This window comes from Stenotrophomonas sp. JAI102, from assembly GCF_013409105.1.
Lineage (GTDB): Bacteria > Pseudomonadota > Gammaproteobacteria > Xanthomonadales > Xanthomonadaceae > Stenotrophomonas > Stenotrophomonas maltophilia_AA.
In genome coordinates, this window is the sequence record NZ_JACCCI010000003.1 from 40,522 (window position 1) to 60,188 (window position 19,667).

The window sequence follows — 19,667 nt, forward strand, 5'->3', positions numbered from 1 at the left end:
CCCGCTGACCGCCTGGGAGGGCCGCCATGCTGCGCTGGATCACTGCAGTCTCTCTTGCACTTGCCACCAGCGCCGCGGCGCTGCCCGCCCAGGCCCAGGTCTGGGTGCCGGCCTGGACCGCTTCGCCGGCCCCGGACCGTCTCGATGGCACCCCCGAGGCCCCGGTGCAGTTCGCGAACCAGACCGTACGCCAGGACATGCGCCTGGCCAGTTCGGCCCGCGCCCTGCGCTTCCGCATCAGCAATGAACTCGGCCAGGCACCGCTGCATATCGGCAGTGCCTCGGCCCATCTCACCGGCACCGCCACCGCGGCCAAGCCGGTCACTTTCAATGGACGTGGCGATGTCGTGGTGCCGGTCGGCGCCGCCCTGCTCAGCGACCCGGTCGCGATCACCGCACCGGCGCTGGCCGACGTCTCGCTCACCGTGTACTTCCCGGATGCCACGCGCCCTGCCGTGCGCCGCACCGCGCTGCGCATCGCCGACGGCCGCGCTGCCACCGTGGGCGATGCGGTCAAACTCGCCTACCGGCAGAACGTGGTCTCCGCCGTGCTGGCCGAACGTACCCGCAAGCCTGTCGTGGTGGTCGCCCTCGGCGACTCGATCACCGAAGGCGCCACGGCCACCCGCGGCAGCAACGGTGACTGGCCCGCACTGCTGTCCGCCCGCCTGCAGCGGGCCTGTCCGGACCAGGTGGTGGTGGTCAACGCCGGCATCAGTGGCAACAAGGTGATGGACCATGGCCGCAGCCACAGCGCGCTGGCGCGGCTGGACCGCGATGTGATCGCGCTGCCGAACGTGGACCGCGTGATCCTGTTCGAAGGCATCAACGACATCCGCCACGACGGCGGCACCCCGCCCGTGGCAGGCCGCAACGCCGAGGACATGGTGCTGGGCTACCGGCAGATCGCCGAGCGCCTGCACAGTAACGGCATCCGCCCGATTGCTGCCACGATCACCCCGTTCGGTGGCTCGGACCGCTACGAGCCGATCGCCGCCGCCACCCGCACCACGCTCAACACCTGGATGCGCGGCGGCCGCAGCGGCTTCGATGGGCTGATCGACTTCGACCGGATCCTGCGTGATCCGGCCAACCCGGAGAACCTGCCCGAGGACATCACCCGCGACCACCTGCATCCCAACGATGAAGGCTACCGGCGGATGGCCGACGGCATCGATCTGGCCCTGCTCGGGTGCCCGGCGCGATGAGTGCCCAGGCTTTCCGGGTTGCGCCTGACAAGGGCCAGCGCTGGGACGCACTGGCGCTGGGCGAGGTGATGCTGCGCTTCGATCCCGGCGAAGGCCGGATCCGCAGCGCGCGCCAGTTCACCGTGTGGGAAGGCGGCGGTGAGTACAACGTCGCACGCGGCCTGTGCAGCACCTTCGAGCATCGCACCGGCGTGCTTACCGCCCTGCCGCGCAATGAACTCGGCCTGCTCGCCCGGCAGCTGATCCAGGCCGGTGGCGTGGATGCCGGCCAGATCGTCTGGCGTGACTACGACGGCATCGGCCGCAACACGCGCATGGGCCTGAACTTCACCGAACGCGGCTTCGGTGCACGTGCGCCGCTGGGCATCTCCGATCGCGCGTACTCGGCCGCCTCACAGCTGCAGCCGGAGACGTTCGACTGGGATGCGCTGTTCGGCCAGCACGGTGTGCGTTGGCTGCACACCGGTGGGATCTTCGCCGCCCTGTCCGAGCACAGCGCGGCGACGGCGATCACGGCGGTGCGTGCCGCGCGGCGGCACGGCGTGGCGGTCTCCTACGACCTCAACTACCGCGCCAGCCTCTGGAACAGCCATCCCGATCCGGACGCCGCGCGCCACGCCAACTGTGCGATCGCTGCCGAGTGCGACCTGCTGATCGGCGATGAGTATTCGTTCGCCGCGTGCCTGGGCATGGACCTGAGCGATCTCGGGCGTCGCCACACGCCGATGGATGTCGGCCCGGCCGAGGCGGCTGCGGTGCGTGCACTGGCCCGGTTCCCCACGCTGCAGGCGGTGGCCTTCACCCTGCGCGACGCCGCAACGGCGGCCCGGCATGGATGGGCGGGTGCACTGCGCACGCGGGCCCAGCTGTATGTCTCCGACGCGCGCGAAGTGGACCTGCTCGACCGGGTCGGCGGTGGCGATGCCTTCGTCGCCGGCGTGGTGCATGCCCTGCTCAGCGGCAAGGGCGAGCAGGCGGCAGTGGACCTGGGCGCCGCGCATGGCGCGCTGGCGATGTCCACGCCGGGCGACTACGCCATCACCAGCCTGGCGGAAGTGGAGGCCGTGGCGCGCGGCGATGGGGCGGCAGCGCGCCGCTGAGGGATGCGGATCAGCGCAGCGTTGAAAGCTGCGCCAGGCCCTGGGTGGCAGAGACGGTCAGCAGCGCGGGCAGTGCGTCCGGCTGGAACCAGTCCAGCGCGAGGATTGCTTCAGGTTCGCGCAGCGTGGCCTGCACCGTTGCCGGCACACGTGCCAGATACACCGGTGCCACCCAGTGCTGCCCCAGCGCCGGTTCGAAGTGATCCACGACGCACAGCAGCCGTTCGACGGTCACCTCGAGCCCGGTTTCTTCCAGGACTTCGCGCACCACGGCATCTTCGACCTTCTCCATGAAATCCACCTTGCCACCGGGCAGGCCCCAGTGGCCCTGTTCGGGCTGACGCCCGCGCTGGACCAGCAGGATCGCGCCATCGGCGCGCTGGATGACGGCACCGCAACCGAGGCGGGGTTGCTGCAACGCAGGGGACTCGGACATCAGGCATCTCCATGACAGGGCCTCATTATCCCTCTCCCCGCGGAAACCGCGCCCACGAAAAAGGCCCGGCAATGCCGGGCCTTTCCTGCCACGCCGATCAGGCGCGTGGCGATGCGGTCACGCTGGGATTACCAGCTGAAGCGCGGGCCGACCGACCATTCCTTGTCACCGTGGCGATCCATCTTGATGTCGCCGTTGATGCCCCAGTTCTGGTTCAACTTCACCTGGCCACCCAGGCGGCCGTAGAACTGGCCATCCGGATTGACGCCGTGCTTCTTGCTGTAATCCTCGTAGCCGGCCATGGCATAGACTTCGGCGTGCTGGCCGAACGCGGTACGGATACCGGCTTCAGCGCTGTAGCCGTTGAAGTCCAGGCCTTCCTTCGGGTCGAACTTGTTGTAGGCAACGCGGCCCACGAAGTCGGTGCTGTTGCCGATTTCCTGGTTGTAGCCCACGCCGACGCGCCACTGGTCAACCTTGAAGTCACCGATGTCGGTCTTCTGCTGGTTGTACTCACCGAAGGCGTGGAAGTTCGGGTGGAAGGCGTAGGAACCCTTCACGCCCCAACCATCGGCCTTGCCGCCATCTGCGTCGGTCTTGACGTAGTCGGCTTCAGCGTAGTTGTAGGACAGGCCTTCAGCCGCCGAAGCGGTGAACGGGAGGGCGGCAGCCAGGGCCAGAGCAATCAACGAAGTCTTCATGGGGGTACACCTTTATGTCTTGGACTACTTGCACCCGGCATGGAAGCCGGACTGCATCGGGAATGTAAATTCTCCGTTATTCGACACAACCCGCCCTGAAGTTGACCACCTGCGCAAAAGTGAATTTTGGGGCGGCGTTCAGACGCGCTCTGGCATACGCGCGTGGCTTTTCCCAGGCGATGAAGGCGTGAATGCCCGTAGCGCGCGATCGTCACGCGGGCAACAGATGCGGGGGAAAGGCCACGCACGGGAGCCGTGCGGGAAAGGACTCTGGTCACGACGGTGCCCTTGCGGGGCGTCACGCGCTGGGGAAGCCGCTCTTGGGGAGTAATCGGCTAACGCGTCCATCCTCCTGAATGCACCGAGGTCCGTGCCGTGGGGCGTCGGACCGCAGGGCGCCGTGGGGCGTCCTGCCCGGCAACGCCATCATGGGCTGGATGCGTCAGCTGAACCATCAGGAAGTTCCTCACTCTGATTCGGATTTTTCTGACCCTCCGGACCCTCGGCCGGGTGGGGGCCGGCACGCGCGGAATGGGTCCGCCCGGGTCCGCCCAAGGTATTCACCCGCCGCAAAGGGCCTCGAGCGCAGTGTCGATACTCCGCCCCCTGGTTCGTCGTATGCCTTGAAGGCGCCCATCCTGGCGCGCCATCCGGAGCGTTGTCATGGCGTATATCGATGGTTTCGTACTGGCCGTCCCGACCGCGAACAAAGACAGATTCCTCGAGCACGCCCGCATGGGCGATGCGATCTGCATCAAACACGGTGCGCTGCGCGTGGTGGAGTGTTGGGGCGATGATGTTCCGCACGGCAAGCAGACCGACTTCCATCGCGCGGTCGAAGCGAAGGAGGATGAGGCAGTGCTGTTTTCCTGGATCGAATGGCCGGACAAGGCCACGCGCGATGCCGGCATGCAGAAGATGATGGAAGACCCGCAGATGAACCCGGAGAACAATCCGATGCCGTTCGACGGCAAGCGGATGATCTACGGCGGCTTCGTGCCGGTGGTGGAATTGAAGCAGTGATCCGGGCGCCGGGTTCGGCCCGGGCCAGGCGGATCTGTTGGCGCAACGCCGCTTGAGTCGGCGCTGGAGCACCGGCATGCTCGGTGCTCCAGGCTGGCAGGGAGCGGGCGCCATGATGACGATGCCGCCCGCGGGGCCGCCGTCATCAAGGAGCGATCGGCATGGCTGCAGTACGTCCGGGGATGTTGGGTTGTCTGCTCGCAGTCGGGCTCGGGCTTGGCGTGATCGCCAGCCTGCCGGCCTGGGCTGAAGGGCCGGGGCTGACACAGTACCAGCGTGCCGAACGCGTGCTGGACCAACAGCTGCGCGGCAAGGTCCGCAATGCCACGGTGGTACCGCGCTGGCTGGACGATGGCCGCTTCTGGTATCCGCGCCAGGACGAGCACGGCCGCACGAGCTACCTGCTGGTCGACCCTGCTGCGTCCACGCGCACCGCGCTGTTCGACAGCGACACGATGCGCAGCACGCTGGCGGCCGCCGGCATCGTCGATCCGGACACGGTGATGCAGCAGGTGGAGGCGGTCGCCCGCACCGGCGATGACGTACGGATCACCCTGCGCGTGGATCCACAGCGGCGGGTCGCGTGCGTGCTGCCTGCGGGGTGCGAACTGCAGTCGGCGGCGGTCGCCGATCCCCGTGATCTGCCGGCACCGGATGGGCGGCACAGCGTGCGCGTCGAGCAGGACAACCTGTGGCTGCGCAGCGTTTCCGACGGCAGCCGACGGGCACTGACCGTGGAAGGTAAAGCGTCGCATGGCTACGGAGTGCTGCCCGATTTCGCCCTGCGCGGCATTCCGCGACGGGAAGGACGGCTGCAGATGCCGCCCTTCGCGGTCACGTGGTCGCCGGACAGCCAGCGCCTGTTCGGCGTGCGCTATGACGAGCGCCAGGTGCTGCCCTATCCCTATCTGGCGACCGCCCCGACCGATGGCTTCCGCCCGGTCGTGCACGAAGTGCGCCTGGGCCTGCTCGGCGACGCCGAACAGGTGCGCGACGCCTGGTTCGTCACCGAGGTGGACGGTAGCGGCACGCGCCACATCGCCGTTCCCGAGGGCTGGCATACGCTTACCGAGGCGGGGGTGCTGGGCTGGTCGGCCGATGCCGGCAAGGTCTACACGGCGATCATGCGCCATGACGCGCCGGCGCGCCTGCGCCTGGTCGAGGTGGACGTGCGCACCGGCAAGGTGCGTACCGTACATGAGGAGACCAGCGATACCCGCGTACAGCTCAACACCTATCCCTACAACCGGCCAGCCGTGCACGTTCTGCAGCGCGGCGACGGCATCGTCTGGTTCTCGCAGCGCGATGGCTGGGGCCATCTGTACCTGATCGACCGCCGCGATGGCCGCGTGGTCCGTCAGCTGACCCACGGCGAATGGCTGGTGCGTGATGTGGTCGGCGTCGACGAGGCGCGTCGCCAGGTGCTGTTCACCGCCGGCGGGCGCGAGCCCGGCGATCCGTATCAGCGCCGCCTGTACCGCGTGTCGCTGGACGGCGGTGCTCCGGTCCTGCTCACACCGGAAGCGGCCGACCATGCGATCGATGGCGGCGCCGGCGTGCTGATGGGGGGCCGTGCGTCCACCCTGCTGTCACCGTCGGCGGCCTACGTGGTCGACAGCTATTCGCGGGTGGACCAGGCGCCGATCAGCGTGCTGCGCTCAACCACCGATGGGCGCGTGGTGCTGGAACTTGAACACGCCGATGACCGCAGGGTGCGTGCGGCCGGCTGGGTGCCACCGCGGCGGGTGGGCGTGCTGGCCGCCGACGGCCGCACTGAACTGCAGGCCACGGTGTACCTGCCGCCTGGCTACAGCGGGACCGGACGCCATCCCGTGATCGATGCCATGTACGGTGGACCGCATATCACCAACGCCCCGGTCGGTTTCGTCGACGCCACCGCCACGATGAATCCGGTCGCGCGTTCCAGCCTGGCCCAGCTCGGCTTCGTCGTGGTAAGCATCGATGCGCGCGGCACGCCCGGACGTTCCAAGGCTTTCCACGATGCCAGCTTCCTGACCGCGGCCGATCTGCAGCTGGACGATCATGTCGCGGCCATCCGCCAGCTGGCCACCCGTTATCCGGGCATGGACCTGAGCCGTGTCGGCATCTATGGGCACTCCTTCGGCGGCTACAGCGCGGCGCGTGCCCTGCTGCGCCACCCGGCGTTCTACAAGGTCGGGGTAGCGTCGGCCGGCAGCCACAGCTTCCAGGGCATGTACGGCGGCGCGATCCATGGGATGGACCGGCTGGTCGGCGGCCAACCGATCTATGCCGACGGTAGTGCGGTGCGCCCGCAGCCCGATGCGGTGCCCGCACTGTTCCAGCCGCTGGCCAACGATGCGCTGGCCGACCGCCTGCAGGGCCGGCTGATGCTGGTCTACGGCGATCTGGACGAAAACGCCATGCCGGCGCTGACCCTGCAACTGGCGCGGGCGCTGACGCTCGCCAACAAGAATTACGACCTGCTGTACCTGCCCAACCAGGACCACGAGCTGTTCCGCAACGACGACTACTACATGCGCCGGATGTGGGACTACTTCGTCACGCACCTGATGGGCGCGACGCCACCGCCGTACCGGATCGGCGTGGCCGCCTCACCGTGAGCCGATGGGCGATCAGCGATGCGCGTCCGGGGTGTCGTCCGCCCCGCCGCCCATGCCACCGCCGCCCATTCCTCCCATGCCGCCACCGCCCCCACCGCCTTTCCCGCCGCCCTTGTCACCCGCATCGCCCTTGCCCTTCGCACCGGCCGAGGGCCGTGTCGGGCCTTGGCGCGGGATGACGACGGCGGCAGGGATGGGATCGAGATCCAACGCCTGGCGAATGAAGTCGCGGAGCGACACCACCAGTTCGGCGGTGGGGACGAGGCGGCCATGGGCCATCTCGTTGGCGGCGTGCGCGGCCAGGCGCACCTGCTCATCGGTGCCCAGCAGGATGATGTCCGACAGCGCTGCTTCCACCGCATCACGGATGCGACGCGCACGCTCGCCGCCGATCTCCGCGTCCGCCGGCAGGTGCAATGCATCGCCGTCTTCGCCTGCGTCGGGCAGCGCGCGGAAGTCCCGGCGATGGCGTGGATCGACATCGAGCGTGCCGGTGAATGAACCCCCGAGCACTTTGTATGCCGCGATCAGCGTGCGCAGCCGCTCGTTGATCTGCCGGTTCTCGCGCTCGCGGCGCTGCTGCATGGTCTGCATGACCAGCAGCCGGATGCCGACGCCGATCAGGGTGATGACCGCCAGGCCGACCAGGGTCGAGAGCATGGCCTGCCAGGAGCTGAAGTCGAGACCGCGCATTGCATCTTCCCGTGGACGTCCGCGGAGCAGGTTAGCAAGAGAGGCAGGGAGGGACCGTCAAGCAGCTGGCCGCAGGGGCAGGATCCGACGAAGGGGCGGGACAGTCAGGACAGTAACCGGGAGTCTGATCGCAGCGTGACGCGATGCACTCGACCGGGATGCCAAGAGGCAGTGGGCGGGCACAGGCCGACCCCGCCATGCCACTCCCGCACTCAGGCGGGAGCAGCACGTTGCAACTTGCTTACTTGCGCGCGCGCTTGGCCGGCGCCTTGCGGGCAACCGGCTTGGCGGCAGCACGCTTGGCCGGGGCGGCCTTGCGGGCCGGAGCCTTCTTCGCCGGCGCCTTCTTGGCCACAGCCTTCTTGGCGGTCGCGACCTTCTTGCCGACGGTCTTCTTGGCCGCGGTGGTCTTCCTGGTCACGGCCTTCTTGGCCGTGGCGACCTTCTTGCCGACCGACTTGCGGGCGACGGCGGTCTTCTTGCCGGCCACCTTCTTGGCGGTCGCGGTCTTCCGGGTCACGGCCTTCTTGGCGGTCGCCGACTTCCTGGCAACGGCCTTCTTGGCGGTGGCGACCTTCTTGCCGACGGTCTTCTTGGCGACGGCGGTCTTCTTGCCGGCTACCTTCTTGGCCGCTGCGGTCTTCTTGGTCACGGCCTTCTTGGCGGTCGCCGACTTCTTGGCAACGGCGGTCCGGGCAGCGGTGACCTTCTTGCCGACGGTCTTCTTGGCGGCAGTGGTCTTCTTGGTCACGGCCTTCTTGGCGGTCGCGGTCTTCTTGGCGACGGCCTTCTTGGCGGTAGCGACCTTCTTGGTCACGGTCTTCTTGGCGGCGGCAGCCTTCTTGGTCACGGCCTTCTTGGCGGTCGTGGCCTTCTTGCCGGCAGCCTTGGTGGTCTTGGTCACGGCCTTTTCAGCGGCGGCCTTCTTCTTGGCGACCTGCTTCTTGATCGCGGTGACTTCGGCCTTGGCGTTCTTCTTGGCCGTTTCCAGCTTCTGCTTGGCGGTGGCCAGGGTCTTGCCGACCGACTTGGCCGCCTTGTCAGCCTTCTTGGCGACGGTCTTCTCGACCTTGGTCACGGCCTTCTTGACCTTGGCGACCTGGGTGGTGGCGGCCTTGCGTGCGCGCTTGGCGGTCTTCTTCACCGAAGCGACGGCATCTTCCGCAACGTGTGCGATGGTCTCGCCGACGTTGGTGGCGGTTTCTTTTGCATCTTCGACGGTCTGCGAGAGAACCGTGGTCACACCATTACCGTTGCTCATTGAGTGCCTCCTAAGGGGCCTGGTTAGTCAAATCGCTGGCGATGCTATACCGGCGCGGTCCATCGTGGAACGGTCTTGATGCGATGCACGTGCCAAGCCGACAGTAGCACCCCCATCGGCGGCAGCAAGCAATGCACCGGGCACTTGCACGAAACCCCTTGAAAACAGCATCGGTGTTCCAGTGCGTGGTGCACGCCGTGTGTCTGGATGCGCATCTCCGCCGCATCCGATGATTCGAGAATTGATCGTCGCACCTGATCCATTCCCCGCCTCCGCACCCGGCATTTGCGCTGGTCTCGATCACGCTGGTACGCGTTGCCGACGCACGAGGACGGTGTGATCGGGCGTCACCGGATGCATCGCGACAGCCACTTCCGGTCCTCCCTATCGGCTGCCTCGGTACCCCGACCATCGGCCTGCCGACGTCGTCGGGAACGCCGCGGCCGCGGCGGGTTTCATGCCGGGTTTAGCCGGTTGCGGACACACTCATTCAGGTTGAATTACCGTATACCTGTTTTCCCTGCCCCCGCCCCCTCCGACACGGAACCGCCGGACATGCGACCGCTCCCGACCCTGCTCACGCTCGCCCTCGCCGCTGCCTTCGGCGGATTCACCGCCACGGCCATCAACGCGCACCTGGACAACCGTGCCGAAGCGGCACCGGCCGCGTACACGATCCCGACCACGGCCGCGCTGCCCGCGGCGGTCGCCGGACAGGCGGTACCGTCACTGGCACCGATGCTGGAGCGGGTGATGCCGGCGGTGGTCAGCGTCAACACCAAGCAGGTGGTGCGCGTGCGCAACCCCTACTTCAACGACCCGTTCTTCCGCCGTCTGTTCCCGGAAGTCCCGCAGGAACGCATCAACGAATCGCTGGGCTCGGGCGTGATCATCGATGCCGCCGAAGGCCTGGTGCTGACCAACCACCACGTCATCGACAACGCCGACGACGTGCAGGTGACCCTGGCCGATGGACGGACGGTCAAGGCTGAATTCATCGGCTCCGATGCCGATACCGACGTCGCCCTGATCCGTATTCCGACCGGCAACCTGACCGAGATCAAGCTCGGCAACAGCGCGCAGCTGCGCGTGGGCGACTTCGTGGTGGCGATCGGCAACCCGTTCGGTTTCAGCCAGACGGTCACCTCGGGCATCGTCTCGGCGGTGGGCCGCAGCGGCATCCGCGGGTTGGGCTACCAGAACTTCATCCAGACCGATGCCTCGATCAACCCGGGCAATTCCGGTGGCGCACTGGTCAACCTGCAGGGCCAGCTGGTCGGCATCAATACCGCCAGTTTCAATCCGCAGGGCAGCATGGCCGGCAACATCGGCCTCGGCCTGGCGATCCCCTCCAACCTGGCGCGCGACGTGGTTGACCAGCTGGTCAAGCACGGCGTGGTGGTGCGCGGCACGCTCGGCATCGAGACGCAGAACCTGACCCAGCAGATCGCACAGGGCCTGGGCCTGACCGAGACGCGGGGCGCGCTGGTCACCCGCGTGCTGGCCGGTTCCAGTGCCGCCGCTGCCGGGCTGAAGCCGGGCGATGTGGTGGTGTCGGCCAACGGCCAGCGCGTGGACAGCGCGCAGGCGCTGCACAATGTCGAAGGCTTGCAGCCGGTGGGCAGCACGCTGACCCTGGATGTGCGCCGCGAGGGCAAGCCGCTGCAGATCAAGGCCACGCTCAAGGAACAGGCGCGCGCGGTCAGTGGCGAATCACTCGATCCGCGCCTGGGCGGTGCCACCTTCGTCGATCTGCCCGAGTCGCTGCGCCAGGCCGGTGTCAGCGGCGTGCTGGTCAGCGAGGTCAAACGCGGCAGCCGCGCGGCCAGCTCCGGGCTGCAGCAGGGCGATGTGATCACCGCGGCAACGGCAGGTGAGTTTGCCGATCTCGCCAGCTGGCGCGCCAACTTCCAGCAGCGTCCGGCCCAGCTGGTGCTGCGCATCATCCGGGGCAACGGTGGTGGCCAGCTGGTGATGCGCTGAACGCAGCGGCTGCCGTAACGTCGCTTACACCCGGCCGGTGCTATTACCTTGTGTTCGTTGCCGTCGGATCGTCCGCGGTCACCTTCCCCATCGCATAGCAGGAGATACACGATGAGCCCCACCAATACCGAGAACCTGAAGGAACACCTGGGCGAAGCCGGCTCGCACCTGAAGTCGGCCGCCACCGCCGCCGGCGGTGCGATCAAGGGCGCCACCGGTGCTGCCGGTGACGAGCTGCGCATCGGCAAGGCCAACGTCAAGGCCGAACTGTCCGATACCGCGCTGTCCGGCCTGGCGGCTGCCGAGTTCGGTGGCGCCGCTGCCAAGGAACAGGTCGATGCACTGATGGACAAGGGCAAGGACCTGGTCGACAGCGCTGCCGAACTGATCCGTGAGCGTCCGCTGGCATCCTTCGGCGTGGCCTTCGCGGCCGGCTGGATCATCGCCAAGCTGGCCCGCAGCGGCGGCGACAAGTAAGCAGCGGCGTGAGCGATCAAGCCCAGTCGAACGCTGCCGGTGGCGCGGATATCCCGCCACCGGACAGCGGTGAAAAAGCACCGCGCCTGGACGAGAGCATCCGTCAGGTCGGTGAGGCCGGCCGTGAGACCGTCGATTCGGCCAAGCACACCCTGCGCTCCCTGCGACGGTTGGCTTCGGCCGACTTCGCACTGGCGCGCAGCGCGTTCGGCCGGGCACTGGCCTGGGCCGGCGTGGCAATCGTGTTCGGCGCGTCGGCCTGGTTGTTGCTGGCCGGCACGCTGATCGCCCTGATGCAGCGTTGGGGCCTGTCCTGGTTCCATTCGCTGTTGATCACCTCGATCGTCAGCCTGCTGGTGACCGGCTACGCGATGTGGCGGGTGTCGTTCTTCTTCCGCCATACCGGCATGCATGCCACCCGCCGCCAGCTGTCGCGGTTGGGCCTGTATGACGAGCCCAGCGGTGAAGATCCCGATGCCGACGTCGACACCACGGGGGTGAAGCGATGAACTTCGAAGCCTTGCGGCAACGCGTCCAGCGCGCCGAGCTGGTGGTGGCGGTGCGGGTGGAAAAAACCCGCAGCAGCTGGTCCACCCTCAGCACCGTCTGGCGTACGGGATGGACACCGCTGCGCATCATCACCGTGGGTCTGGCCGGCGGTTTCCTGGCCGGCAAGCTGGAGCCCACCGGGCTCGGCGCGAAGGTGCAGGGCGCGCGGTGGCTGCAGATGATCGGCTCGGTTTCCAACCTGGTGGCCAGTACCCAGGCCGCATTCGCCTCGATGCAGGCCAGCGAAGCGGCTGACACCGCCGAGCAGGCGGCCGACAAGGTGGATGAGGCAACCGTTGAGGCACCGCGGCAGGCGGCTCCGGCTCCGGCACCTGCGGCCCCGGCAACGCCGCGGCTCAGCCCGGAACCCCCCGCCGATCCGGCCTCGCCGCATCAGCCGCAACCGGCCGAAGCCGCCACGGACCTGTCCGAACGCTGATCGCAGCGCGGTCGGCGGCAACATTCGAGGGCCCTGCGGCAGCCGCCGCGGGGCCTTTCTTCGTGTGCACGCACCCCACACGCCATGCCCACCCGGCTTGCCCAATAATGGCGCTCCTTTCCAGCGTGCGATCCGAATGAGCGTTCCGGTTCCCCCTTCTGCCGAAGCCGTCGTCGCACCGCCCGCGCCGCGCCCGCGCGCCCCGATGTCGCTGGTGATCCTGGCCACCCTGGCCGTCGCCTTCACCCTGTGGGCGGCACAGGACGTGGTGCTGCCGATCCTGCTGGCCATGTTCTTCGCGCTGGTCGGCAATCCGATCCTGCGGATGCTGCAGAAGATCTGGATTCCCCGGTTCCTCGGCGCAGTGCTGGTACTCGGCGTCGGCTTGAGTGGTGCCGCCGCGCTCGGCGTGCAGCTGGTCGGCCCGGCGATGGAGTGGGCGCAGGAAGCGCCGCAGCAGCTGCGCAAGGTCGCCCGCCAGGTGCAGAACCTGACCAAGCCGGTGCAGCAGGCGAACCAGGCCGCCGAGAACTTCGCGCGCGTCGCCGGTGGCGAAGGCAGCCGCCGCGTACAGATCGTGCGCACCCAGCTCGATGATCCCTACAAAGTGCTGACCCGCGCGCCCCGCCTGGCCGCCTCGGTGCTGGCGGTGGTGCTGCTGACCCTGTTCTTCATGATCTACGGGCAGAGCCTGCAGAAGCATGCCATCGCGCTGTTCCCCAGCCGCCAGCAGCAACGCTTCACCACGGACATCCTGCGCTCGATCGAACGCGAGGTCTCCCGCTACGTGCTGACCATCACCGTGATCAACACGCTGGTCGGCCTGGTGTTCTCCGGCATCCTGCTGCTGCTCGGCATCTCGCTGCAGGAGGCGCTGCTATGGGGCACCGTGGCGGCCCTGCTGAACTTCGCGCCCTACGTCGGCCCGCTGATCGGCGTGGCGCTGATGCTGCTGATGGGTTTCGTGGAGTTCAGCGATCCCTTCAAGGCATTGCTGCCCGCGGCCTGTTACCTCGCGCTGCACACCATCGAAGGCCAGGTGGTGACCCCGATCGTGCTGGGCCGGCAGATGGCGATCTCGCCGCTGATCCTGATCCTGGCCCTGATGGTGTTCGGCTGGCTGTGGGGCATGGTCGGCCTGCTGCTGGCGGTGCCGCTGCTGGTCTGCATCAAGCTGGTGCTGGCGCGGCTGGATGGCACGCAGGGCTGGGCCAAGCTGCTGGAATGAACCGTTCCGGGGTGCCCGCGCTGGATCGCGGGAGTAGAATGGGCCGGTGAATTTCCCCGTCCAAGCCATCACCCTCGACCTCGACGACACCTTGTGGCCGTTCGCCCCCATCGGCGCCCGCATCGACCAGGTGTTGTACGAGTGGATGCTCCAGCACAGCCCCGCGACCGCCGCGATGTACCCGGTGGCCGCGATGCGCGAACTGCGCGAGCGCTCCTTCCATGACAACCCGCACCTGCACTACGACCTCAGCGCGCTGCGCCGGTTGACGCTGAGCGAGGCGCTGGAGAAAAGCGGCGCCGATCCGGCCCTGCTGGAACCGGCCTACGAGGCGTTCTACGCCGCGCGCAACCAGGTCGAGTTCTATCCGGATGCGATGGACGCGCTGGCCCGGATCGCCGCTCGCGTGCCGGTCGCCGCGCTCAGCAACGGCAACGCCGACCTGCAGCGGATCGGCGTGTCCCACCACTTCACCTTCCAGCTCGGCTCGCGCGAGCACGGCGCGGCCAAGCCTGCGGCAAGCATCTTCCACGCGGCCTGCGAGCGCCTCGCGGTGGCTCCCGCCCACGTACTGCACGTCGGCGACCACGCCGAGATGGACGTGGTCGGTGCGTTGCAGGCCGGCCTGCGCGGCTGCTGGATCAACCGCGAAGAACACCCCTGGACCCATCCTTCACTGCAGCCCGATCTGCAGTTCGACACCCTGACCGGGCTGGCCGACTGGCTGGATGCGAACGCATCCGCCCAGCACGCGTAAGCCGCCGCCCAAGGAGCACTCGAGTCCCATGTCCCAGATCAACGGTTTCACGTCCGATACCTCGCATGCGCTGCCGCTGCATGTGATGAACCGCGAGCAGTACGCCGGCTGGCGTGCGCAGCAATCCGACGCGCTCGGCGCGTGGCTGGACGCGCAGCGCTTCAACGGCAGCGGTGGCAGCGTGGTGCTGCTGCCGGGCGAGCACGGCCTGGCCGGCGCGATCGTCGGTGTCGGCGACCCGGGCGATGTCTACAGTTACGCGCATGCGCCGTTCGCGCTGCCGGAAGGCACTGTCTGGACACTGGCGGATGCACTGGCACCGGAGATCGAGACCCTGCTGCAGATCGGCTGGGGCCTGGGCAGCTACCGCTTCGCGCGCTACCGAACGCCCAACCGCGCGCCGGCCCAGCTGGCCGCCACCCCTTCGGCCGAAGTGCGCGACGTGGTCGCGGCCAGCCTGCGCGTGCGCGACTGGGTCAACACCCCGACCGAGGACATGGGCCCGCAGCAGCTCGAAGATGCCGCGCGTGAACTGGCGACGGCCCACGGCGCGCAGATCGAGGTGATCACCGGCGATGCGCTGCTGGAGCAGAACTTCCCGTCCATCCACGCCGTGGGCCGCGCTTCGCATCGCGCGCCGCGCCTGATCGTGCTGCGCTGGGGCACCCCGGGCCAGCCGCACGTGGCGCTGGTCGGCAAGGGCGTGTGCTTCGATACCGGCGGGCTGGACATCAAGCCGGGCGACGGCATGCGCAACATGAAAAAGGACATGGGCGGCGCCGCGCACGCGCTGGGCCTGGCCGGGCTGATCATGGCCCAGCAGCTGCCGGTGCAGCTGACCCTGCTGATCCCGGCGGTGGAGAACGCGATCGGTCCGGATGCCTTCCGCCCGGGCGAAGTGATCGCCACCCGCAAGGGCCTGAGCATCGAGATCGACAACACCGACGCCGAAGGCCGGGTGATCCTCGCCGATGCGCTGACCTATGCCAGCGAGCAGCAGCCGGAGATCGTGCTCGATTTCGCCACCCTGACCGGCGCGGCCCGCATCGCGCTCGGCCCGGACCTGCCGGCGCTGTTCAGCAACGACGACACCTTGGCCCAGCAGTGGCTGCAAGCCGGTGAATCGGTGCGCGATCCGGTCTGGCGCATGCCGCTGTGGCGTCCGTACCTGCGCTACCTGCACAGCAACATCGCCGACCTGGCCAACGCCGGTTCGCGCATGGCCGGCTCGGTTACCGCCGCGCTGTACCTGGAGCGTTTCATCACCGAAGGCCAGACCTGGGCGCATCTGGATGTGTACGCCTGGAACGACGGCGAGCGCCCGGGCCGTCCGGCCGGTGGCGAAGCGCTGGCGCTGCGTTCGGCGTGGGCGATGCTGAAGACGCGCTACGCCTGAGGCGCCGCGTCTGACGTGTGACCCGATGATCCCCGCCCCGGCGGGGATCGTCGTTTCTGAAGAGTTGTCGAAAATGTGAATATCGGCCTGCGCCGGGTTCTGACACCATGCGCCTGTCGCCCACCCACACGCATCGTGAAGGCAGGAATCCGGACATGTCGCTCTTCGGCTATACCCGCGCTGGTCGCGAACCGGGCGGTCCACGCCCTCCATCACCGCTGCTGTGGATCGCGCTGATCGCCCTGATCGCGGGCGGCCTGGTGCTGGCCTTCGCCTGGCTGGCCGGCTGGATCGGTCGCGACCGCGTCACCGCACAGACCTTCACCGATGCCATCGAGGCGACCGGCCCACCACAGCCGGGCTTTCGTCGCGCGCACACCAAGGGCGTCTGCGTCAGCGGCGTGTTCCAGGGCACGCCGGAGGGCGCGGCGCTGAGTTCGGCGCGCGTGTTCCGCCAGCCCCAGGTGCCCGTGCTGGGCCGGCTCTCGATCGGCGGTGGCGATCCGCATGGCGCCGACAACAAGGCCCGCGTGCGCAGCATGGCGCTGCAGCTGGTCAGCGATGACGGCCAGGAATGGCGCATGGCGATGAACAGCTTCCCGTTCTTCGCGGTGCCCACCGCCGAAGCCTTCCTCGAGCAGACCCGTGCGGGCATCCCGGACCCGGCCACCGGCAAACCCGACCCGGCGAAGATGGCGGCCGTGCTGGAGAAATACCCGTCCGCGCGGGCCTTCCAGCAGTGGGCCAAGACCGCGCCATGGTCGAACAGCTGGGCCAACACCGCCTACAACGGCGTCAACAGTTTCCGTTTCACCGCTGCCGATGGCAGCCAACGCTTCGTGCGCTGGAGCATGCGCCCGCAGGCACCCTTCGAGGACATGACGCCGGAGCAGCGCGCGCAGTCCGACGATGATTTCCTCAGCGAGGAGTTCGCGCAGCGGCTGGCGCAGGGCCCGGTGCGCTGGGACATGTGGGTGACCCTCGCCAACGATGGCGACCCGGTCAATGACCCCTCGCAGGTGTGGCCGGAGGACCGCCGCCAGGTGAAGGCCGGCACGCTGACCCTGAGCAGCATGCAGCCGCAGGCCACCGGCGCCTGCCGCGACCTCAACTACGATCCGCTGATCCTGCCCAGCGGCGTGGCCGGCACCGATGATCCGATCCTGGCCGCCCGCTCGGCGGTGTATTCGCAATCGTTCAATCGCCGCGAGCGCGAGATCGCCAGCGGCAAAGCACCCGCCGCGACGGGCAAGGAAGGTGCGCGATGAACCGTGATGCCGGCCATTTCAATCTCCTCGCCCGCGTCCTGCACTGGCTGATGGCGGCGATGATCCTGACCATGCTGTTCGTCGGCGTGACCATGGTCGCCTCGCTGCACTGGCGACCGATGCTGATCGACCTGCACCGGCCGCTGGGGATCGCGATCCTGCTGCTGGTGCTGGTGCGGCTGTACAACCGCCTGCGGCATCGTCCACCGCCGCTGCCGGCCGACCTGCCCGCCTGGCAGGCCGCGGCCGCGCATGCCTCGCACTGGGTGCTGTACGGAGTGATGCTGGCGATGCCGCTGGTCGGCTGGGGCATGCTCTCCGCCGGCGGCTATCCGATCGTGATGGGCGGCGGCGTGCACCTGCCGGCGATCCTGCCGCACAACCCGGCGCTGTACGCCGCCCTGCGCAACGCGCACAGCCTGCTGGCCTATGTGTTGTTCGCCACGGTGGTGATGCATCTGTCGGCCGCGCTGTTCCACCTGTGGGTGCGCCGCGATGGCGTATTCCAGGCGATGGCGAAGGGCCCGGAGAAAGAGCGCAACGATGATGCCGGATAAATCAGGCTGCCTAGCATCCTGGTAGTAGCCACCGACCGTTGGTCGGTGGGGGCGGCCGGTATCGGATCGCATGCATCGCTGGCACCCCGGTAGTGCCGGCCGCTGGCCGGCTCCCGTTGTTCTCGATAGAGAGGGTGCAGCACCGGCCAGCGGCCGGCGTTACAGCCAGCCTTTCTGCCGCGCCAGCCGATACGCTTCGATGCGGTTGGCGACGCCCAGCTTGCCGATGCATTCGGACAGATAGTTGCGCACCGTCCCGTGCGAGAGCCCGAGCTGGGTGGCGATCTCGCTGGCCGAGCGTCCGTCGCCGGACAGGCGCAGCACCTGGCGCTCGCGGTCATTGAGGGGATCGGCCTGCGACCAGGCATCCAGCGCCAACTGCGGGTCGATCGCGCGGCCGCCGTGCTGTACCTGGCGCAGTGCATCGGCCAGGCGTTCGGCCGGGGCATCCTTGAGCAGATAGCCGCAGACGCCGGCGTCCAGCGCGCGGCGCAGGAAGCCCGAGCGCGCGAAGGTGGTGACGATCACCACCTTGATCGGGAGTCCCTGACGGGCGATCCGCTGCGCCAGTTCCAGCCCGGAAAGACCGGGCATTTCGATATCGGTGACCAGGATGTCCGGCTGCAGCTGCTGCAGCATCCGCCACGCGGCTTCGCCATCGGCCGCGCTGCCCAGCACCTCGATGTCCGGCTCCAGCCCGAGCAGCGCTGACAATGCGCCGCGCACCATCGCCTGGTCTTCGGCGAGCACGATGCGGATCATGGCGTGGCTCCGTCCGGGAGGGCATCGGGCGTGACCGGTGCCACGACCGGCGTGGTGGCCGCCGGCAGCGTGACCCGCACCGTCACGCAGGTGCCCTCGCCCTTCGCCGACTGCATCACCAGGGTGCCGCGCAGAGCGGCGACGCGTTCGCGCATGCCGGTCAGCCCGTTGCCGTCGACATGGACACCACCGCGCCCATCGTCGCGGATCTGCATCGACAGGCTGCGCCCGTCCTGCTCGAAGGTGATCCACGCCTGCCGCGCCTGTGCGTGGCGGGCAATATTGGTCACCGCCTCGCGCAGGATCAGTGACAACGCCCGTTCGGTATCGACCGGCATCGGCGGCGGCGGCGCGTAGTGCAGATGCACATGCTGGTACTCCAGCAGCAGCCGGGCCGCGGCGAGTTCGGCCGCCAGATCGCTGGCGCGGATACCGGTGACCGCGCTGCGCACTTCGGCCAGCGCCTGGCGCGCGATGGTTTCGGCCTCGTCCACCTCGCGGCGCGAGCCCACCGGATCGCGGTCGGCCAGCTTGCGCGAGAGCTCCAGCTTCAAGGTGATCAAGGACAGCGTATGCCCCAGCAGATCGTGCAGATCGCGGCCGATGCGCTCGCGCTCGGCGGTCGCCGCGAGCCGACGCACTTCGTCCTGGGACAGCTGCAGCGCCGCATCCTGTTCATGGCTGGCGGTCTCGAAGTTGACCACCAGGCTGATGATCATCGCCATGCTCGGAATCCAGATCAGCGCCTGCCACGGGTAGTGGGCCAACAAACCCACCACCACGAACAGCGCGTTCAATCCCACCAGCTGCAGCAGATAGCGCCCATAGCCACTGCGGCGCGAGACGCGCAGGGTGACACAGCCGAAAATGAAATAGCTCACCGCCGAGGGGTACCACGCCAGCGGAACCAGCCCCAGTGCCACCATCGACAGGGCGTAGCGCGGTGCGTGGCTGCGCGGTGCGAGCAGCACACCGGCGTACAGGACCAGGAACACCGGGTAGGTCAGCAGGGTCAGCGCCGCCCAGCGCCAGGTGTAGCCACCGCCGAACAACGGCGTCAGGAACACCCACAGCGTCCACAGCAGGTGGATCGCATCGACCCACGGCGATCTGCCGCGCCGCAGGTTCTCGGCCACGGCCGAATCCGGCGCGGGGCGCAACAGGGAGGCGAGCCGACGGGAGGACACGGACGATTCCAAGGCAGAACGAACAGACGCGATCATGCC

19 protein-coding genes are annotated in these 19,667 nt (G+C 68.2%); 13 read left to right on the forward strand and 6 right to left on the reverse strand.

Annotation, left to right across the window (positions count from 1 at the left end):
- Positions 1–26 precede the first annotated feature (26 nt).
- Both HDC96_RS13410 and HDC96_RS13415 read left to right on the forward strand, forming a co-directional pair.
- Positions 27–1,208, forward strand: coding sequence for a GDSL-type esterase/lipase family protein (locus HDC96_RS13410; RefSeq protein WP_179460441.1), 1,182 nt, complete (start codon positions 27–29; stop codon positions 1,206–1,208).
- Positions 1,205–2,308, forward strand: coding sequence for a sugar kinase (locus tag HDC96_RS13415; protein ID WP_179460442.1), 1,104 nt, complete (start codon positions 1,205–1,207; stop codon positions 2,306–2,308). Before HDC96_RS13410 ends, HDC96_RS13415 begins: the two co-directional genes overlap by 4 nt.
- A 10-nt stretch (positions 2,309–2,318) precedes the next feature.
- Here the strand turns inward: HDC96_RS13415 and HDC96_RS13420 are convergent, their stop codons facing one another.
- Together HDC96_RS13420 and HDC96_RS13425 are read right to left on the reverse strand one after the other, a co-directional pair.
- Entirely contained in the window at positions 2,319–2,744 is a 426-nt protein-coding gene (locus HDC96_RS13420) for an NUDIX domain-containing protein (RefSeq protein ID WP_179460443.1), read from the reverse strand.
- 128 nt (positions 2,745–2,872) lie between these two features.
- Positions 2,873–3,445 (reverse strand): Ax21 family protein, encoded by a 573-nt coding sequence (locus HDC96_RS13425; RefSeq protein WP_179460444.1) that lies wholly within the window; start codon positions 3,443–3,445, stop codon positions 2,873–2,875.
- Positions 3,446–4,108: 663 nt separating this feature from the next.
- Here HDC96_RS13425 and HDC96_RS13430 point away from each other — a divergent pair.
- Both HDC96_RS13430 and HDC96_RS13435 read left to right on the forward strand, forming a co-directional pair.
- Entirely contained in the window at positions 4,109–4,468 is a 360-nt protein-coding gene (locus HDC96_RS13430; RefSeq protein WP_179460445.1) for a DUF1428 domain-containing protein, read from the forward strand.
- Positions 4,469–4,629: 161 nt separating this feature from the next.
- Positions 4,630–7,071, forward strand: a complete 2,442-nt coding sequence (locus HDC96_RS13435) for a S9 family peptidase (protein ID WP_257018751.1) — start codon at positions 4,630–4,632, stop codon at positions 7,069–7,071.
- Between the two features lie 12 nt (positions 7,072–7,083).
- Here HDC96_RS13435 and HDC96_RS13440 read toward each other — a convergent pair whose 3' ends face one another.
- Together HDC96_RS13440 and HDC96_RS13445 are read right to left on the reverse strand one after the other, a co-directional pair.
- Positions 7,084–7,764 carry a hypothetical protein gene (locus HDC96_RS13440; protein ID WP_179460446.1) on the reverse strand — a complete coding sequence of 227 codons (681 nt, stop codon included), beginning with the start codon at positions 7,762–7,764 and terminating at the stop codon, positions 7,084–7,086.
- Between the two features lie 241 nt (positions 7,765–8,005).
- Positions 8,006–9,025 (reverse strand): histone H1-like repetitive region-containing protein, encoded by a 1,020-nt coding sequence (locus HDC96_RS13445; RefSeq protein WP_179460447.1) that lies wholly within the window; start codon positions 9,023–9,025, stop codon positions 8,006–8,008.
- A 555-nt stretch (positions 9,026–9,580) separates the two neighbouring features.
- On the opposite strand from HDC96_RS13445, the gene HDC96_RS13450 reads away from it, so the two are divergent.
- The 9 genes from HDC96_RS13450 to HDC96_RS13490 all read left to right on the forward strand — a co-directional run bounded on the left by HDC96_RS13450 (position 9,581) and on the right by HDC96_RS13490 (position 17,679).
- On the forward strand, positions 9,581–11,008 hold the full coding sequence (locus tag HDC96_RS13450) for a Do family serine endopeptidase (RefSeq protein ID WP_179460448.1): 1,428 nt from the start codon (positions 9,581–9,583) through the stop codon (positions 11,006–11,008).
- A gap of 111 nt (positions 11,009–11,119) precedes the next feature.
- Positions 11,120–11,485: a hypothetical protein gene (locus tag HDC96_RS13455; protein ID WP_019185548.1), complete on the forward strand. Its 366-nt coding sequence runs from the start codon at positions 11,120–11,122 to the stop codon at positions 11,483–11,485.
- An 8-nt stretch (positions 11,486–11,493) separates the two neighbouring features.
- Positions 11,494–11,994 (forward strand): phage holin family protein, encoded by a 501-nt coding sequence (locus HDC96_RS13460; protein WP_179460449.1) that lies wholly within the window; start codon positions 11,494–11,496, stop codon positions 11,992–11,994.
- Complete coding sequence (locus HDC96_RS13465) at positions 11,991–12,473, forward strand: protein sip-5 (RefSeq protein ID WP_179460450.1); 483 nt, start codon at positions 11,991–11,993, stop codon at positions 12,471–12,473. The genes HDC96_RS13460 and HDC96_RS13465 overlap by 4 nt, the downstream gene beginning before the upstream one ends.
- 136 nt (positions 12,474–12,609) lie before the next feature.
- Positions 12,610–13,701 (forward strand): AI-2E family transporter, encoded by a 1,092-nt coding sequence (locus tag HDC96_RS13470; RefSeq protein WP_179460451.1) that lies wholly within the window; start codon positions 12,610–12,612, stop codon positions 13,699–13,701.
- 46 nt (positions 13,702–13,747) lie between these two features.
- The gene (locus tag HDC96_RS13475) at positions 13,748–14,458 is read left to right on the forward strand and encodes an HAD family hydrolase (RefSeq protein WP_179460452.1); all 711 of its coding nucleotides are present in this window, start codon (positions 13,748–13,750) and stop codon (positions 14,456–14,458) included.
- Positions 14,459–14,486: 28 nt separating this feature from the next.
- Complete coding sequence (locus HDC96_RS13480; protein WP_179460453.1) at positions 14,487–15,854, forward strand: leucyl aminopeptidase family protein; 1,368 nt, start codon at positions 14,487–14,489, stop codon at positions 15,852–15,854.
- Between the two features lie 155 nt (positions 15,855–16,009).
- Positions 16,010–17,122, forward strand: a complete 1,113-nt coding sequence (locus tag HDC96_RS13485; protein ID WP_179460454.1) for a catalase family peroxidase — start codon at positions 16,010–16,012, stop codon at positions 17,120–17,122.
- A complete protein-coding gene (locus HDC96_RS13490) occupies positions 17,119–17,679 on the forward strand; it encodes a cytochrome b/b6 domain-containing protein (protein WP_179460455.1) in 561 nt (186 codons plus the stop codon). The genes HDC96_RS13485 and HDC96_RS13490 overlap by 4 nt, the downstream gene beginning before the upstream one ends.
- Before the next feature lie 159 nt (positions 17,680–17,838).
- Here HDC96_RS13490 and HDC96_RS13495 read toward each other — a convergent pair whose 3' ends face one another.
- Complete coding sequence (locus HDC96_RS13495) at positions 17,839–18,441, reverse strand: response regulator transcription factor (protein WP_123731154.1); 603 nt, start codon at positions 18,439–18,441, stop codon at positions 17,839–17,841.
- Positions 18,438–19,664, reverse strand: coding sequence for a sensor histidine kinase (locus HDC96_RS13500; RefSeq protein WP_179460456.1), 1,227 nt, complete (start codon positions 19,662–19,664; stop codon positions 18,438–18,440). Before HDC96_RS13500 ends, HDC96_RS13495 begins: the two co-directional genes overlap by 4 nt.
- Between the last annotated feature and the right edge of the window lie 3 nt (positions 19,665–19,667).

Excerpts from the sequence above, each read along its gene's own strand:
- HDC96_RS13410 (WP_179460441.1), top strand. The coding sequence starts at position 27 with ATGCTGCGCTGGATCACTGCAGTCTCTCTTGCACTTGCCACCAGCGCC.
- HDC96_RS13415 (WP_179460442.1), top strand. The coding sequence starts at position 1,205 with ATGAGTGCCCAGGCTTTCCGGGTTGCGCCTGACAAGGGCCAGCGCTGG.
- HDC96_RS13420 (WP_179460443.1), bottom strand. The coding sequence starts at position 2,744 with ATGTCCGAGTCCCCTGCGTTGCAGCAACCCCGCCTCGGTTGCGGTGCC.
- HDC96_RS13425 (WP_179460444.1), bottom strand. The coding sequence starts at position 3,445 with ATGAAGACTTCGTTGATTGCTCTGGCCCTGGCTGCCGCCCTCCCGTTC.
- HDC96_RS13430 (WP_179460445.1), top strand. The coding sequence starts at position 4,109 with ATGGCGTATATCGATGGTTTCGTACTGGCCGTCCCGACCGCGAACAAA.
- HDC96_RS13435 (WP_257018751.1), top strand. The coding sequence starts at position 4,630 with ATGGCTGCAGTACGTCCGGGGATGTTGGGTTGTCTGCTCGCAGTCGGG.
- HDC96_RS13440 (WP_179460446.1), bottom strand. The coding sequence starts at position 7,764 with ATGCGCGGTCTCGACTTCAGCTCCTGGCAGGCCATGCTCTCGACCCTG.
- HDC96_RS13445 (WP_179460447.1), bottom strand. The coding sequence starts at position 9,025 with ATGAGCAACGGTAATGGTGTGACCACGGTTCTCTCGCAGACCGTCGAA.
- HDC96_RS13450 (WP_179460448.1), top strand. The coding sequence starts at position 9,581 with ATGCGACCGCTCCCGACCCTGCTCACGCTCGCCCTCGCCGCTGCCTTC.
- HDC96_RS13455 (WP_019185548.1), top strand. The coding sequence starts at position 11,120 with ATGAGCCCCACCAATACCGAGAACCTGAAGGAACACCTGGGCGAAGCC.
- HDC96_RS13465 (WP_179460450.1), top strand. The coding sequence starts at position 11,991 with ATGAACTTCGAAGCCTTGCGGCAACGCGTCCAGCGCGCCGAGCTGGTG.
- HDC96_RS13470 (WP_179460451.1), top strand. The coding sequence starts at position 12,610 with ATGAGCGTTCCGGTTCCCCCTTCTGCCGAAGCCGTCGTCGCACCGCCC.
- HDC96_RS13480 (WP_179460453.1), top strand. The coding sequence starts at position 14,487 with ATGTCCCAGATCAACGGTTTCACGTCCGATACCTCGCATGCGCTGCCG.
- HDC96_RS13485 (WP_179460454.1), top strand. The coding sequence starts at position 16,010 with ATGTCGCTCTTCGGCTATACCCGCGCTGGTCGCGAACCGGGCGGTCCA.
- HDC96_RS13490 (WP_179460455.1), top strand. The coding sequence starts at position 17,119 with ATGAACCGTGATGCCGGCCATTTCAATCTCCTCGCCCGCGTCCTGCAC.
- HDC96_RS13495 (WP_123731154.1), bottom strand. The coding sequence starts at position 18,441 with ATGATCCGCATCGTGCTCGCCGAAGACCAGGCGATGGTGCGCGGCGCA.
- HDC96_RS13500 (WP_179460456.1), bottom strand. The coding sequence starts at position 19,664 with ATGATCGCGTCTGTTCGTTCTGCCTTGGAATCGTCCGTGTCCTCCCGT.